The 15,363-nt window shown below is 30.7% G+C and carries 12 protein-coding genes; 2 read left to right on the top strand and 10 right to left on the bottom strand.

Annotated features, from left to right (window positions below; genetic code table 11):
* Positions 1 to 367: 367 nt before the first annotated feature.
* Together FBFL15_RS00125 and FBFL15_RS00120 are read right to left on the bottom strand one after the other, a co-directional pair.
* Positions 368 to 1,522 (bottom strand): hypothetical protein, encoded by a 1,155-nt coding sequence (locus FBFL15_RS00125; RefSeq protein WP_014082659.1) that lies wholly within the window; start codon positions 1,520 to 1,522, stop codon positions 368 to 370.
* Positions 1,523 to 1,528: 6 nt separating this feature from the next.
* On the bottom strand, positions 1,529 to 4,195 hold the full coding sequence (locus FBFL15_RS00120; protein ID WP_014082658.1) for a T9SS type A sorting domain-containing protein: 2,667 nt from the start codon (positions 4,193 to 4,195) through the stop codon (positions 1,529 to 1,531).
* A gap of 184 nt (positions 4,196 to 4,379) precedes the next feature.
* Here FBFL15_RS00120 and FBFL15_RS16050 point away from each other — a divergent pair, with 184 nt between their 5' ends.
* Positions 4,380 to 4,511, top strand: coding sequence for a helix-turn-helix domain-containing protein (locus FBFL15_RS16050; protein WP_014082657.1), 132 nt, complete (start codon positions 4,380 to 4,382; stop codon positions 4,509 to 4,511).
* A 191-nt stretch (positions 4,512 to 4,702) separates the two neighbouring features.
* On the opposite strand, the gene FBFL15_RS00115 is transcribed toward FBFL15_RS16050, so the two are convergent.
* The 5 genes from FBFL15_RS00115 to FBFL15_RS00095 all read right to left on the bottom strand — a co-directional run bounded on the left by FBFL15_RS00115 (position 4,703) and on the right by FBFL15_RS00095 (position 9,570).
* Complete coding sequence (locus FBFL15_RS00115) at positions 4,703 to 4,948, bottom strand: hypothetical protein (protein ID WP_044031936.1); 246 nt, start codon at positions 4,946 to 4,948, stop codon at positions 4,703 to 4,705.
* Between the two features lie 132 nt (positions 4,949 to 5,080).
* Complete coding sequence (locus FBFL15_RS00110; RefSeq protein ID WP_014082656.1) at positions 5,081 to 6,343, bottom strand: murein hydrolase activator EnvC family protein; 1,263 nt, start codon at positions 6,341 to 6,343, stop codon at positions 5,081 to 5,083.
* 12 nt (positions 6,344 to 6,355) lie between these two features.
* Positions 6,356 to 7,144: a lipoprotein insertase outer membrane protein LolB1 gene (gene lolB1 / locus FBFL15_RS00105; RefSeq protein ID WP_014082655.1), complete on the bottom strand. Its 789-nt coding sequence runs from the start codon at positions 7,142 to 7,144 to the stop codon at positions 6,356 to 6,358.
* Positions 7,144 to 8,490 carry a tetratricopeptide repeat protein gene (locus FBFL15_RS00100; protein WP_014082654.1) on the bottom strand — a complete coding sequence of 449 codons (1,347 nt, stop codon included), beginning with the start codon at positions 8,488 to 8,490 and terminating at the stop codon, positions 7,144 to 7,146. Before FBFL15_RS00100 ends, lolB1 begins: the two co-directional genes overlap by 1 nt.
* A 69-nt stretch (positions 8,491 to 8,559) precedes the next feature.
* The gene (locus FBFL15_RS00095) at positions 8,560 to 9,570 is read right to left on the bottom strand and encodes a sugar phosphate nucleotidyltransferase (RefSeq protein WP_014082653.1); all 1,011 of its coding nucleotides are present in this window, start codon (positions 9,568 to 9,570) and stop codon (positions 8,560 to 8,562) included.
* A gap of 228 nt (positions 9,571 to 9,798) precedes the next feature.
* Here FBFL15_RS00095 and FBFL15_RS00090 point away from each other — a divergent pair, with 228 nt between their 5' ends.
* Positions 9,799 to 10,545: a lysophospholipid acyltransferase family protein gene (locus tag FBFL15_RS00090; RefSeq protein WP_014082652.1), complete on the top strand. Its 747-nt coding sequence runs from the start codon at positions 9,799 to 9,801 to the stop codon at positions 10,543 to 10,545.
* 27 nt (positions 10,546 to 10,572) lie between these two features.
* On the opposite strand, the gene FBFL15_RS00085 is transcribed toward FBFL15_RS00090, so the two are convergent.
* From FBFL15_RS00085 to FBFL15_RS00075, 3 genes are all read right to left on the bottom strand, one after another.
* Positions 10,573 to 12,822: a helix-turn-helix domain-containing protein gene (locus FBFL15_RS00085; protein ID WP_014082651.1), complete on the bottom strand. Its 2,250-nt coding sequence runs from the start codon at positions 12,820 to 12,822 to the stop codon at positions 10,573 to 10,575.
* Positions 12,823 to 12,914: 92 nt separating this feature from the next.
* Positions 12,915 to 13,487, bottom strand: a complete 573-nt coding sequence (locus tag FBFL15_RS00080) for an OmpH/Skp family outer membrane protein (RefSeq protein ID WP_014082650.1) — start codon at positions 13,485 to 13,487, stop codon at positions 12,915 to 12,917.
* 953 nt (positions 13,488 to 14,440) lie between these two features.
* Positions 14,441 to 15,289 carry a class I SAM-dependent methyltransferase gene (locus FBFL15_RS00075; RefSeq protein WP_014082649.1) on the bottom strand — a complete coding sequence of 283 codons (849 nt, stop codon included), beginning with the start codon at positions 15,287 to 15,289 and terminating at the stop codon, positions 14,441 to 14,443.
* Positions 15,290 to 15,363: the final 74 nt, after the last annotated feature.

Raw genomic sequence — 15,363 nt, 5'->3', positions numbered from 1 at the left:
TTAAAAATAATACCAAATATACATATAAAATAGTCCAATCTACTTGTTCTTTTTTGCTAAAATTATCCAAAAAAAATAGTTCCGTAACCCAGCTATGCAACGATTTTTTTTGAAAATTTTTTCTAAAAAATAACTACGCATCTTTGGACTATTTTATAAATATATTTGGTATTACTTGATACATTTTATATTCCGATGGTATTTGAAAACTATTTGTTTTTGAGGCTGCGTAATTATTTGTGTTATAATTTATTCTAGAGTAGGACCTACGTCACCTGTTTGTGCTAGCATTAATGTTGAAAAAAACATACCCAAAAGTATGAATTTTAAATTGTAAAATTGTGTTTTCATGTTTCTAAAATTTATATTAATAATTGGTTACTGTATTCCCTTGATTGATAAGCGTTTGTTTGTCTATAATACCCTGCCCTGTAGCTAAATAGCCGTAAAGTTTGATATGTTTTCCACTTGTTGGATTAATATTTATAAATTGATTTAATACATTATTTACAGCTTCAGACGATGGAGGGTATCTTTCATATTCTATACAATAGTTTAAATTTGGCATTATAATATTATCATTACTTAACCAGTGTAAATAATCAGCACGTTCTAGAATAGGGGTGTTAATAATAGAATTATTACCAGATACGGCAAAATATTTTGTTGTTAAAAGACGAGGTAAATTAACTACACCTGAATAAACCTCCATACCAATAATGTTGCTCATTTCTAATATAGGGAAATTTATTTCTTGATTAATTGGACCATAGTCTATACCAAGATTATTTATTTTTGATAAATTTGGATATTCCAAATTAGTAACATGTATATAATGCTCTAAATTATGAACTTCTCTTAATTCAGGCATATTAAATTCTGAATAATTTCCTTGCCACCTATTGTATGTGCTATTTTTAATCGTTTTATTTATATATTTTAAATCATAAAAATTTAATTTATTAAAAACAGGGTGGTCATATTGCCCAATAAATAATCTTAAATTTCCTTGAATAGTAACTAAATCATGACATTCTATATCTATAAATTCATTCAAATTATAATCTCCAGCCATGTGTCCAAAATCTAATTGATTAGCTTCAACTACTCCATTAATTAGTATTTTGTTTAAATAATGTCCATCTTCAATTTCAATTTTATTGATTTTGTTATTTGTTCCTTTTATGTTAATATTTTTCAAATATTGGTTATTATTAAAGTAAATATCTCTTAAATTTTTAGAAAAATTTATAGTAATATCAGTTAATTGTGTGGTTTCTTGCACATAAATATTTTCGGTTTGACTACCAATTTCAGCAATTAATTTAGCTTGTGCTTCTTCGTTAGTAATATTCCCTTCAATATATACGTTGGTTTTGCCAAGTCCTTCGGCTGAATAGTTGTTGATAATAGTTTCCTCTGTGCAACCTAATAAGGTTATTATAAGAAGTAGTAAAATTGTTTTTTTGTGTTCGTAACCCGAGCCAATTTGTCGAACGGATGAAATAATCGTTGCTTTCATAGTTTGTTATTTTATTATTTTTACAGTTTTTGTTGCTGTATCTGTTTTAATTTGAAGTATGTAACATCCTGTTGTTACATTTTGTGGCATCTGTAAAGTAACACTATTATTATGTTGTTGTGTTTTTATAGTGTTAATTTTAATTTCTTTTCCTGTTAAATCAAAAAGAGAAAATGTAGCATCATTTGTAGTAGTATTAAAGTCTATTGTAATAGTATCAATAAACGGATTTGGATATACTTTTATATCTGAAATTAAAGCATTAAAAGTTTCATTAGCTAACAAATTTTCACCATATCGTGCCATTAAAATAGCATTATTAGAACCTGTTGCAATAAATTGTCCGTTAGGTTGCAGGAGTAAATTTTTAGCATTTCCGGTTGTAAACCCAAAATCGGTAGTTATTATTCCGTTGTTGCCAAATGCGGTGTCTATTTGTCCTGTGGTGGTTAGTTTTGTTAGTAAAAAGTCGTTATAACTTCCACTAGTGGTTTGGTTTGTTAAAAATACTACTTCGTTATTGGTTTGCAAAACCGCATCTACTGGCACATTTTGAGTAATTAGCAAACGACCTAAAATACCAAAACTGGTATCAAAACTACCATCTAAATTATATTTTGCTGCGGCAGTTACACTATTTGTTCCTGTTGAACTACCAAGTGTAATTATTTTATTATCTGAAGTGGCAAGTAATTTAGTTATTTTATCGTTTCTAATTGAAAAATCGGTAGTTACAATTCCGTTTGTGCCAAATGTGGTGTCAACAGTTCCTGAAGCTCCTATTTTTAATAATGCAAAATCATTATTTTTTGTACCTCCAATGTATATAGCATAGCCTTGCAAAATAGCTGTTGCATATTCTAACTGCGAGTAAGTAGCAATACCATTTGTACCAAAACTTATTTCAGGTGTGCCATCGGCATTAAATTTATATACTTTTGTATTACAAACTATAAAAAATGAGTTGTCATTTTGAACTAAAATAGTAAATTTTCCTGAAACACTTACAAACTCTAAAACTCCATTAGTACCAAATGTTGTATCAACTGTTCCATCAATATTTAACTTAAATAGTCTTGTTTTATTAATATAATTGTTTTGATTATCGTAATAAGAATAATTATAACCCGCAATTATTTTGTTACTTGAGAGCAATGCTAAACTATAGTTGTTTGAATTATTATAACCATTAGCTACTTCTGCTGTATATTTACTTATACTATTAAAAGCAACATCTTCTGAACCATCAGCATTAAATCGTTTAATTAAATTGCTTCCTAATTTACCGCATACGAGTATTTTTCCATCAGGTTGCAATTCCGAATTATATACAACATGCCCATTGTTATTATTACTGCTTGTTGTTGTTTCAAATCCTGTATTTGCATAACTGTTGTTTCCAAAACTTGTGTTGTTTGTTAAACTAGCATCTGTTTTTAACAATGAAAAATCGGAAAATAAATAGGAAGTTGCTAAAAAGTATAAATCACCATCAGTCGTTTGCAAAACATCGGCTAAAGTGTTGAAAACCATACTTGCCCCTTTTTCATAACTAGTTAAAAACTGTCCGTTACTGTCAAATTTATCTATTTGAGTTTTGTTGTTGTAGCTGTAAGTGGTATAAATATTTTGTAAGTTATCAAGAAAAACTTTTCTTCGTGAATCATTATTCATGGATTGATATTTAATCACTCTACCATTGTTGCCAAAAGTAGTATCAATAGCACCATTATTATTATATCTTGATAAGTAATTTACATCATAGATAAATTCATTAGGATTATTTGGTAGCGGAACGCTTGCCCAATAACCACTATTTTGAAAAATTACTATTTTTCCATCCGATTGAATAACACAATTATAAACTTCATTAGAGATAAATTGACTTATTGAAATAAAGCCTAGATTTCCAAAATACACATCGGTAGAGCCATCTGGATTAATTCTTCCGCAATAGGAACTCTGATACATCTCTCCAATAGGATTATTGCCCACAATTATGTACTTGCCATCTGATTGAATTTGAATATCGGACACCATACCTGCATGAAAGTAAACATCTGTACTAAAAGAAGTATCTATGCTACCATCTGCATTTAGTTGAGTAAAAAGAGTTGAATATTGCCCCATTTGACTGTATGACCCGCCTCCAATTAAAATTTTATCATTTGGAAGACATTTAATAACATTAACACTTCTGTTTAAATTATATATATAAGGAACAGTATAAACAAAGCTATTGTCAATAGTGCCATTCGCATCTAATTTTAGTACATTATAAAGAAAATAGTCTATGTTTTCAGCTGGTTTATAAGCAATTATTAAACTATTATCTGAATTAACTCCAAGAGCAGTAATTTTACATTTAATAAAATTTGTTACTATATTTCCATTCTCATTTAGATATTTAAAAGGTAATATTTTAACAAATCCGTTATCACCAAAACTAGTATCAATACTACCATCTAAATTATAGCGAGTAATAAATGTACCTGCTGCAATAATTTTTCCATCAGACTGTTTTGCTAAACACGTAGCTTGCTCTGTATCATCAACCTTATTAAAAATTACTTTTCCACTGTTGCCAAAAGTTGCATCAAGAAAAGAGTCTTGAGCATACACATTATTTATTATGGCAAAAAATAAAAGCGAAAGTGTTTTTAGTGTTTTCATAGTTATTTGTGTTATATTTATTTTTAAGTAATTTTAACACTTATTTTTTAATTATGCAAATGTTTTTGCTTTTTTATTTAATTTTTATAATTTTTTATAATTTTTTATTGTTAAAGCAAACTTAAATCTTATTAAATTTGCAACTAATAGAAATAATGCTAATTTTGAGGGAAAAACAAATAGTATGACGTCAATAGGAATTAAAATCAGAAAATTAAGAGAGAATAAAAAAATGTCTCAAAATGAATTGGCTGTGAAAATATGTATAGAGCAAACAACATTAGGTAGTATTGAAAGTGGTAATACTAATAATTGATTTTTTATTGATGAATAAAATTTGTAATGAATTTGATGTAGATTTTGATTATTTTATTGATGATAAAACTTCAAACAAAGTAAAAAAAAATAATGGTAGGGTTGTTGGGTGTAATAACGGTACTAATTAATAATATTCCCGAAGATATTTTGCAAATTCTAATTAAAAGAATTGATGAATTAGAAAAGAAGTTAGCAAAAGATAAGTAAATCTCCTACTGCTATGCCGTCTTTTTCTACCTCGGTAGCACTTGGCATGTTAGGCAAGTGGCCTTTTTCTTGTATGTGTTGTGCTACTTGTTGTAGTGGCATGAGTTTGTAGTCGCTTGCAAAAACGTAGTCGGGCCAAGTTAGTCCTGCTTCCTTGACATATACTTCGTTACGCACACGCACTTTTCCGTTTACGATGAGTTTGTAAGCGGCATCATAATCGTTCATTACAAGTACAAGTACAAATTCAACCCTAACATAATTTGAAAACACCTTAATTTATCATTCATAATATAAGAAATAAATGTATAAAATTACATTTATTTCTTATTCATATATCTCACGTTCATTAAAAAAACATCACATCCCATGAATCCAATTGGCAGGGTTTGCATAAGTAGTATTTTGTGAAATCATAAATTTGATAATGGTTTTGCCGGTATCGCCATTAGTTCTTATTTGTCCTAAATTTTGTTTGATAAACACTTTATCTCCTTCTCTAACATTGACTGTTTTGAGGTTTTGATATACCGTAAAAAAATCACCGTGCTTGATGATAACTGCTTTGTTTACAGGCGAAACTACCTGAACCTGAGTTACTTCGCCAGCAAATACGGCTCTGGCATTGGCTCCGGGTTCTGTTGAAATTTCTACCCCGCTGTTGTGTATGGTCAATGACGGATACTCTGGATGCCTTTGATCGCCAAAACGTAACGACACCGTACCGTGTTCTACAGGCCAAGGCAATTTGCCTTTACTGTTTTTAAAATTGTCCGACTCTATTTTTCCTTCAGAGGTAAGCACAATTTTGGTGGACGATTCTGTGGCTTTGCTTGCTGCTGGTGTAACTACTTTTTTGGGATTGGCTTTTGCGGCCCTAGCGGCTGCTTTTCTATTGGCTTCTGCAATTGCATCTCGGATTAATTTATCTATTTGTCGGTCGATTGCTTTTGATTCTCGTTGTTTTTGTTTGATTTCTGCAGCCAATTTCTTTTTGTCTTTTTTTATTGAATTAGCCAGCTTTAATTGCTCTTGTTTTTCTTGTTCAAGTACTAATTTTTCGTCTAAATTTTCTTTAATCAGTTTTTGTTTTACCGTTTTTTGAACGGTTAATTTTTTATTAAAACCATTCAATTCTTTGCTTTTTTGAACAATTTCTTCGCCTTGAATTTTTCGAAAACTGGCATATTGTTTCATGTATTGGGCCCTTTTATATGCCTGCAAAAAACTTTCAGACGATAATAAAAACATGGCCCTACTTTGTTCCGATCGGCTTTTGTATGACTTTACTATCATGGCAGCATAATCTTTTTTGAGTAACTCCAAATCGCCTTGCAATTGCTGGATTTTGACTTGGTTTTTGTGCATGTTTTTATTCAAAAGTTGGGCTTGCAACTCGTTTGTTCTAATCAATTCTTCTTTGAGTTTGATTTTTTGATTTTTTAAATTAATTATTGTCAAAACGGTTTTTTCTTGTTTTTTTACGTTCTGCAATAATTTTTCATTTTCTCGAATTTGAGCTTGTAATTGCGCTTTTTTTTCTTCCAATTTTTCCTGCGTCATCTGTCCCCAACTCCATGAAGTACAAATAATTAATCCAAAAAAACAAATTTTCTTTAACATGTTGCTATTTTTTTACTCTGTTTTTGATATGATGATGGGTTCATAACCGTTTGGTACTTGGTATGGAAATGTCAATTCTTCGTCAAAAGTAACAGATTTGTATTCCATTTCAATATTGGTTTTGCTAGTGCCCTGACTGGCTTCTATCAATACATTTTCGGGCAAAAAAGCTTTTTCGTGTGTGGCAAAAGTAGGATACAATATTTGTAACATTCTGTCTTTTTCTGTCTGAAAAATGAGCTCTTTTTTGAGCAATAAATCATTAGAGTCAATATAAAATTGTTTTTGCACCCCTTGGTTGCTGTCAGTTTCTATTTTATAAAAACCCATGTCGCTTTTTACGTTACCTGTTTGACTATTCAACGTGTCTAAAGCTTCACCTATGAGTAATTTTTGTATTTTTTGAAAATCTAAATCGGTACCAAGCCAACGGCTTAAAACTTCAAAATTACCATCAAAATATTTGCCTCCTATTTTTTCGTAATACTGTACTTTATCTGGAGTAATGTATGCTTTTGCCATTGTAATGCCTAATACCCTCACCAATACCATTATTTTTTGATCTTTCAATATCCGAATTTCGGCATTGACATTTTGAGACATCCTTTCGTCTGCATATTTTACATTAGATTTGATGCTGATGGAATTAAATTTTGGGGTTATTTTGGTATAATATTGGGCAATCATTTTTGCTGTTGCCACATTTGTAGTATCTACTGGTACTACTGGAGTTACTACTACCGATTTTGTTTTGCAAGAAAACATACCTATTAAAAGAAAAAGTCCAATATAGCGTTGCATTATTTTGTTTTATTAATTAATTGATTGGCCAATGTGGCATATTTATTTTTTTCTTCCATATTGCCTAATCCGTTATGAGAGTCGCTCATTTGTTTGTAAAAATTGATTTCCAAATTGTTGTTTGCAACCACAAAATCCATTCCTGTTTCTAACAAAATAAGGGCTTTTTTGTACTGTTTTTGTTGGTTATTGGCATATCCTGCATAGTAATACAATTCGGGTTGCGAGGGGTATAAATCTATCCATTGTTCCGCTTTTGTTTGTAATAATTCAAATTGCTGTGTAGCGGCATAACATTCAAACAACAAAAGAGTTGTGGATACATCATCGGCATGGTTTTCTTTGACATACATTTCATAATAGGTAATGGCTTTTTGAAACTCTTTTGCTTTATGAAAAAATTTAGCTACTTCTTTAGTTACCATAACGTCTTGATCTTCCTTCAAATATGCTACAGCTGGAGCTAAATCGGGATAAAATTCAGGTGTTTTTTTTACAAATATCAAAAATTCGTTCAATATCCTGTGTTTAATTTTGATGTCTATTTTGGGACTTTGCAAAGCAATATTCATGGCTTTTACGGCCTTGTTGCCTTCATTGTTTGTCAAATAGGATTTGAATAAACTTACTTGAGCCCAATCAGATCCAGGAATGGCTTGCTCGAGTTGTTTTGAAATGGCTATTGCTTGATCGTCTTGATTGTTTTTGGAATACAAGAAAATCAAATCTAAATAATTAGCTTCGTTTTGAGGATTTTGTTTGATTTGTTGCAACAAATGGGCTATATCCGAGGGTTGTGTTGGACTATTTTTAAGTATGTCGGCCTTATACAAATCCCTTTTATCGGTTCTACCAATGGTTTCATTCAATTCATTGATCAGTATTAATGCTTTATCAAACTGTTTGGTTTCCATGTACAACGAGGTAAGGTCTTCTTTGTAAATGACGTCAAAACTGATTAGTTTTTCTACGATAGGAATGGCATTTTTATAATTTTTCAACGCATATAAGGCATCATACATCCCTACCCAATACCATTTGTTTTGGTTGTCCTGCTTTGTGGCTTTTTCAAAAAAGTTTAGTGCTTTTATATAATCTTTTTGTGCCAAATAATTTTTTCCTAATTCAAAATATATAACGGAATTATTGGGAATCAGTTGGTTGCATTTTTCGAGTTCCAAAATCGATTTATCATAATTTTCAATTGCTTTTTGTTTCAACGATTCAAAATAATGCGACTGAAAAGCAGCATCTGGCGACTGTTTTTCCAATGGATTATTTTGTCCCAAAAGTACATTGGAACAACAAAAAAAACTTATCCAAACACATGCTGCTTTATGATTCATGATGTATAAAAACTATTACAATAGCTTATATGGCATTGCTTTCAATACCCTTTTTTCAAACCAATTTTATTATTCTAAAACACAATAATCGCCAATACTGATACTTGTAAAATGGCCATCAAAACTTGCATGATTACCAATCATGGCATTATCCAAATGAGCATTTTTGATGTGTGCATGATTTTGAATTAAACTATTTTTGATGGTAGCCTCTACCACATGACATCCTTTGCCCAAAGACACATTTGGACCAACGGTTGCATTGATAAGCACTACATCGTCGCCAATATAGCAGGGTGGTATGATAGTGGCATTGTTTAGTTTTACGTTTTTAGAAACCAAATCATGACCATCGTTGGCTAAAAATTGTAGCATGCGGCTATTGGTTTCCACCGTTACATTTTTATTGCCACAGTCCATCCACTCATCTACTTGTCCTGGTACAAATCGATATCCTTTTACTTTCATGTTTTCAAGAGCATCGGTCAATTGGTATTCGCCACCTTTTACAACGTTGTTGTCTAGCAAATATTGCAACTCTGAACGTAAAGTTTCGCCTGATTTAAAAAAATAAATGCCAATAATGGCCAAATCAGATACAAATTCTTTTGGTTTTTCTACAAAATCAACAATATCATTTTGTTCATTTAGTTGTACAACGCCAAAGGCACTAGGGTCTGGCACTTGTTTTACCCAAATAACGCTATCGGCAGTAGTATCCAAAGTAAAATCGGCACGGAAAAGGGTATCTGCATAAGCAACTACTATTGGGCCTGTCATGCTTTCTTTGGCACTCATTATGGCATGTGCAGTTCCAAGGGGTTCTGTTTGAAAATATATACTGGCTTTTGTACCTAGGTTTTCGGCAATTTTGATTAAGTCTTTTTCTACCTGAGTCCCAAAATCTTTGTGGATGATAAAGGCTATTTCATCAATTTTTTGATTGATTACACTAGATATATCTTCGACCAACCGATGAACAATAGATTTACCAGCAATAGGTATTAGGGGTTTTGGAACAGTCAAAGTGTGCGGTCTCAATCGAGATCCACGACCAGCCATAGGTACAATTATCTTCATAAAAAAAGCGTATTTAGTGTTATACAATCCATAACGATTTACATTTTGAAACACTAAAATTCAAAACGTAAATGTTATATTATTAAAAATTAGGGCAAAGTTCGTAAAGTTTTGGATATTTTAGACCATGCTTTGTTGCTTTTTTATGCTTTTTTTTCAAAAAGAGTTTTTAGCTTGTACAATTTATGGGTTTATTATTATATTTGACGATTCATAAAAAAAATAAAAATGCGATTTTTAAGAATTTGTTTTTGGATTTTGTGGCGGATTTGGTTTTATATCCTAATGGCTTTGCCTATTTTGGCCATGTTGCCATTTTTAATTATCTCTATTTTAAAAGAAAAATGGTACCCTTATTTTTTTGTAATGGCTCGCATTTGGGCAAAATTCATCTTGTATGGTATGGGTTTTTATTATAAAGTAGAAAAAGAAGCTGCCCTTCTTCCTAATAAAAGCTACATGTTTGTTGCCAATCATACCTCTATGACCGATATTATGCTGATGTTGGCCATCAATAGAAATCCATTTGTATTTGTTGGAAAAAAAGAATTATCAAAAATACCATTGTTTGGTTTTTTTTACAAACGTACCTGTATTTTAGTGGATAGAAGCAATTCCAAAAGTAGGTTTGAAGTTTTTCAAAGAGCTCAAAAACGATTGAACCAAGGGCTGAGTATTTGTATTTTTCCAGAAGGAGGCGTTCCTAAAGAGACTGTAATGCTTGACGATTTTAAAGATGGAGCATTCCGATTGGCTATTGAGCATCAAATTCCAATAGTTCCATTTACATTTGCCGATAATAAAAAACGTTTTTCATTTACATTTTTAAGCGGAAGTCCTGGTATCATGAGGGTTCATGCACATACATTTATTCAAACAGAAGGTAAAACATTAGAAGCCAAAAAAGCACTTAAAGAGCAAACATTTCAATTGATTTGGAATCAATTGCAACAATTTGAACAAAATAAAAAATAAAAAACATAAATATTATCTTATAAAAACTTACAAACTTGCTTGAAACAATTTCAAATCGTTCCAGCTAAAGGTATTCCCAGTTTTTTCTTTTATTTCTTGAATAGTTAGGTTGTTATATAAAGCATAAGTATCTTTCAAGGCTTGCCATTTTTCTTCAGATACAACTTCTTGAATGGCTATTTGTTGGCTTGCTACCAATTTTATAAAATGGGTGTAAATGGTTGATTCCGACAACTTTCGGATTTGAGCTATTTCATGAATTTTTTTTCCTTCGTGCCAAAGTGCCAAAGTAAGGCTTAAAGTTGACTTTTTTGAAGAAGTTTTAGTAACTTTCTTTTCTATTTTTTCTGTTGATGAAAGGTCTAAAAACTGTTTGTCAAATGCCTTTACAACAAACTGAATTTTATTGTTTTTATAATGGTTAATTTCATCAGAAATCATAGTGTTTTTATTGATAGCAAGACCTTTAGCATAATTTTGAATAATCAATTTAGCCTTCATCAATTGCAAAATAATGTCCAACAACATAGATTCTAAATCCGAAACTTCGTCAAAGAAACCTTTGGCTTTTTGATTTTTTTTGGCAGCCTCTAATTTCCAAAGAATTTCAAAATACATACCATCTAACGGTTCAAAAAAATACTGATATGCTGCTAAAAAACGTTGTAAAATAAAATCTAAATCCAAATGATTTTGACCAAAAAGTTTGTCTAACTGTGCCATAAATTTATTGGCAGCCTCTATAAGTTGCCAAATTATTTCCGTTTGTTTTTTGGCCCAATCTACTTGTTGTGTTTTAAAAGATTTTTCGGATTCCTCTGGAAAATCTAATAAAAACGACCGCCATTCGTTGGCAAAAAGGTTCCAATTGAAACTATTTTTTAGAAAGTGGTGAACAAAATTTTTAGTTTCGGTCTCTAAAACAGATTGTAAAACCGTTTCGGAGGTTTTATTTTCGGCATACTGCATGACATCAGCATCATTTGAAATGCCATTCATTTGCAGTGTAGAAAGCAAAACCAGCCCGTTTAACGACCTTAAACGAGAAAGTGCTACATAGGCCTGACCTGGCACAAAAACCTGCGACACATCAATGGCTGCTTTATCAAATGTTAAACCCTGACTTTTGTGAACTGTTATGGCCCAAGCCAGTTTGAGCGGATAATGAACAAAAGTGCCTAAAACTTCCTCTTCAATATCTTTAGTTAATGGGTTTACAGTATATTTGATGTGTTCCCATTCGTATTTTTCAACTTCAATAATGGTTTGATCTTCTGGAAATGCTACAAAAATTGCTTCGCTTGTTAAACTGTGAACAACCCCCATTTTGCCATTAAAAAATTGTTTTTCGCTCGACAAATCGTTTTTTACAAACATCACTTGAGCTCCTTTTTTGAGTTTTAAAACTTTGTCTAAAGGATACATTTTTTCGGGAAAATCATCTTGTATTTCGGCTTGATAAGTAAACAACTTTCCTTTCAAATCATCAATTGCAGTGGTATTGATGCTATCGGCCTTTGCATTGTGAGTGGTTAATGTAATATAACCTTGATTTTGTTTGAAATCGAAATTTGGGTTTACATATTTATTCAAAAACAATACATCTTTTTTGGTAATAGTATTGTTTCTCAAATTGTTTAAAACATCTATAAAAAGTTGGTCGTTTTGACGGTATATTGTAGATAATTCTATATACAAGGGCGGATGCTGTTGCAACACATGGGCATGAAAAAAGAATTTGCCTTTATAAAATTGTTTCAAAGTTCGCCATTCTTCTTCACGAATTACTGGAGGAAGTTGAAGCAAATCGCCGATAAACAATACTTGAACCCCACCAAAAGGGTAGCTGTTTTTTCGAACATTTTGAATCATAAAATCTATAGCGTCCAATAAATCGGGTCTCAACATACTTACTTCATCAATGATAAGTAATTGCATATTTTGAATTACTTTTCGCTTGATGTTGTTCATTTTAAAATGCTTTACTAGGGTATTTTTGTTTTCAAACTTGACATTGTCTTCCCAAGTCATTTCTTTATAATTGGGAATAAAACCTCCAAAAGGCAGTTGAAACATCGAATGTATGGTAACACCTCCTGCATTGAGCGCTGCAATTCCTGTTGGGGCTACAACCACGGTGTTTTTGTGTGTGGTTTTAATAATTTCGTGAAGTAAAGTGGTCTTGCCTGTACCTGCTTTTCCAGTTAAAAAAACAGATTTTTGTGTTTGGTTGATAAATTTGAGTGTAAAATTTGCGGCTTCAGATAATGTTTGCATGGTATAAAATTAAAGCATAAAATTAAAAAAAAGAATTGATTTAGAAAAATGTATCCCAAAAAAAAACCTCCTAAAAATAGGAGGCTATAATGTTATTTTTTGGTTTCTTCTTTTTTTGGTTCCTCCTTTTTGGCAGGTGATTTGTATTTATCATTCAAAAGTTTGATAATGTCTTTCGTAATGTCGTATTGGTCTTGTGCATACAATACGGTAGCTGTTTCACCAGTTCCATAAATATAAGCATAGCCTTTTTCTTTACCATAATCTTTAATGAATTTTTTAACTGTTTTTACTACAGAATCCATTTCAGCACCGCTTTCTTGTTGTAATTGTTGCAACATTTGTTGTTGAGCCATTTGCAATTGTTGGTCTCTTTTTTGTAATTCTGCATATTTTTGTTGGGCCCATTCTTGCCCATTTTTTTGAGCATTTGCCTGAAAATTTTGCTGTTCAGATTTTAATCTGTTTGCTTCGGCTTCAAGTTGTTTGCCCATTACTTCCGATTTATCTTTGTATTTAGCCTGAATATCTTTAGACTCTGTATATTCTTCCATCAGTTTTGCGGTGTCTATATACGCCGTTTTTACTTCTTTAACTTCGGCTACTTTCTTTTCACAAGAAATAATTGATATTGCTAATGCAATAATTAAAATAGATTTTTTCATTGTTTTTTTATGTAATTTTTTCAGTTTTCAAAAATAATATATTTTTAATTATAAAACGAAAAATAATTGTTTTTTTTATAAGACATTCCGTTACTCCTACCAAATAGAGAAAGCATCTCATTTTCTTTGCATCTTTGGATGTTTATGTGAAATGACAGTCGCCAAGTTACAAAACCACAAAGAAAAGAGGAATCAAGTAGTATATTTTTAAAAATGTAACAAAATAGAATTGTATATCCACTTCATTTATTTTAATTAAAAATTGTTGTTAAAATTGATAATAAAAGTTAAAATTTCGCCCAAAATAGAAAACATTAAATTAGGACTTCGCCAATCGAGACAGCACTGAATATTGTATTACTATAAAAATATTTCAATGATACATTTTTATAAAAAGCCACCACCACGAACAACATGTTTAATTTGTTAGAAAAAAAACTATAATTGCTACAATCTATTATAAAACGACTTTCGGTATTTAATCGTTACACAAATCCAATTTTTTTTCAAATACAAAGTCTTTAATAAATTAGATTAACAAATTGTATTTAGTTTATTTTATTTTTTAAAATCCGAATCAAACTTTCTTAAAACTTCCATTTTTTTCATAATTCATCAAAAAAATGGCTTTCATACATTCGATTTAAGGCATTTTTAAAAAAAATTGATATTGTATCGCATTTTAAAGGTTTTTAAAACAAAATAAGTGGTTTATAATCGATTTTAGGTTTTAAAAATTAAAAAAATGCCTCTTTTTAGGATAAAAAGAGGCATTTTGAAATTTATACCAAATATACCTATAAAATAGTCCAATCTACTTGTTCCTTTTTTTGCTAAAATTATTAAAAAAAATTAGTTCCGTAGCCCAGCTATGCATCGATTTTTTTTGAAAATTTTTTCTAAAAAATAACTACGCATCTTTGGTCTATTTTATAAATATATTTGGTATTATTTTAAATTTTATTTAAAATATAAATATGAGAAGAATATTCTCCAGAGGATTTTGCTTTCCAATTGGATTTCAAACCAATCCAGGAAGCTTTGATAAAATTCATTTTTCCAGATTGGTATTTTTCAGAAAGTAGGGCTACATAAAAAGCATCAAACTTCATTGGTAAAACAGATTGTAATTTGAAATCGTATTTAGAAAATATTTTTTGAATTGCCGTTTTTGAAAAATGCCAAAAATGAATAGGAACATCAAAAGCAGCCCAAAATTGTTTGTAATAATAGGCATCATACGATTTAAAATTGGGCACAGCAATAATCAATGTACCTGTAGGTTTGAGTAATCTTTTGAGTTCCACAATTTGTTTTTCCAAATCAGGCACGTGTTCTAACACGTGCCACATCGTAATTACATCAAAAGATGCTGATGATAATTCATTGGTAGTATCAACAAAAGGTACTCCTTTTGCTTTTGCTATTGTTTTGGCTTTTTCGTTTGGCTCTACTCCTACTGTTTTCCAGCCATTTTGTTGAGCAACAAATAAAAAATCGCCAGTTCCAGCACCAATATCGAGAATCATTCCTTTTTGTTTTTGATTATTATTAATGATAGAGAGTTTGTTTTTGAGAGCAATACCTTTTACAACATGATATGCTTTTTCAAACAAAGATCTTTTAGCATCGGTATGAGAGATATAGTCTTCGCTTTCGTAGTATTTATCCAAAACATCTAATTCAGGTTGAGGATATGTAATCAGCATATCTAACATTTGATCATGATACAATTCAAAAGTTTCTTGAGATACCGAATAATCCTTAGTTGTTAAAAAATGTTTGTGTTTTGAAATGTCCATTATTATGTTTTTTATGTATTATATATTCTGTTATTTTATAAAAAGCTAGTCAATACAAGGCTTCACGGTATAGT

Origin of the sequence: Flavobacterium branchiophilum FL-15, assembly GCF_000253275.1 — a bacterium.
Classification (GTDB): Bacteria; Bacteroidota; Bacteroidia; order Flavobacteriales; family Flavobacteriaceae; genus Flavobacterium; species Flavobacterium branchiophilum.
Note: the sequence above shows the minus strand (reverse complement) of the source record. Positions and strands in the feature narration are given on the sequence as shown.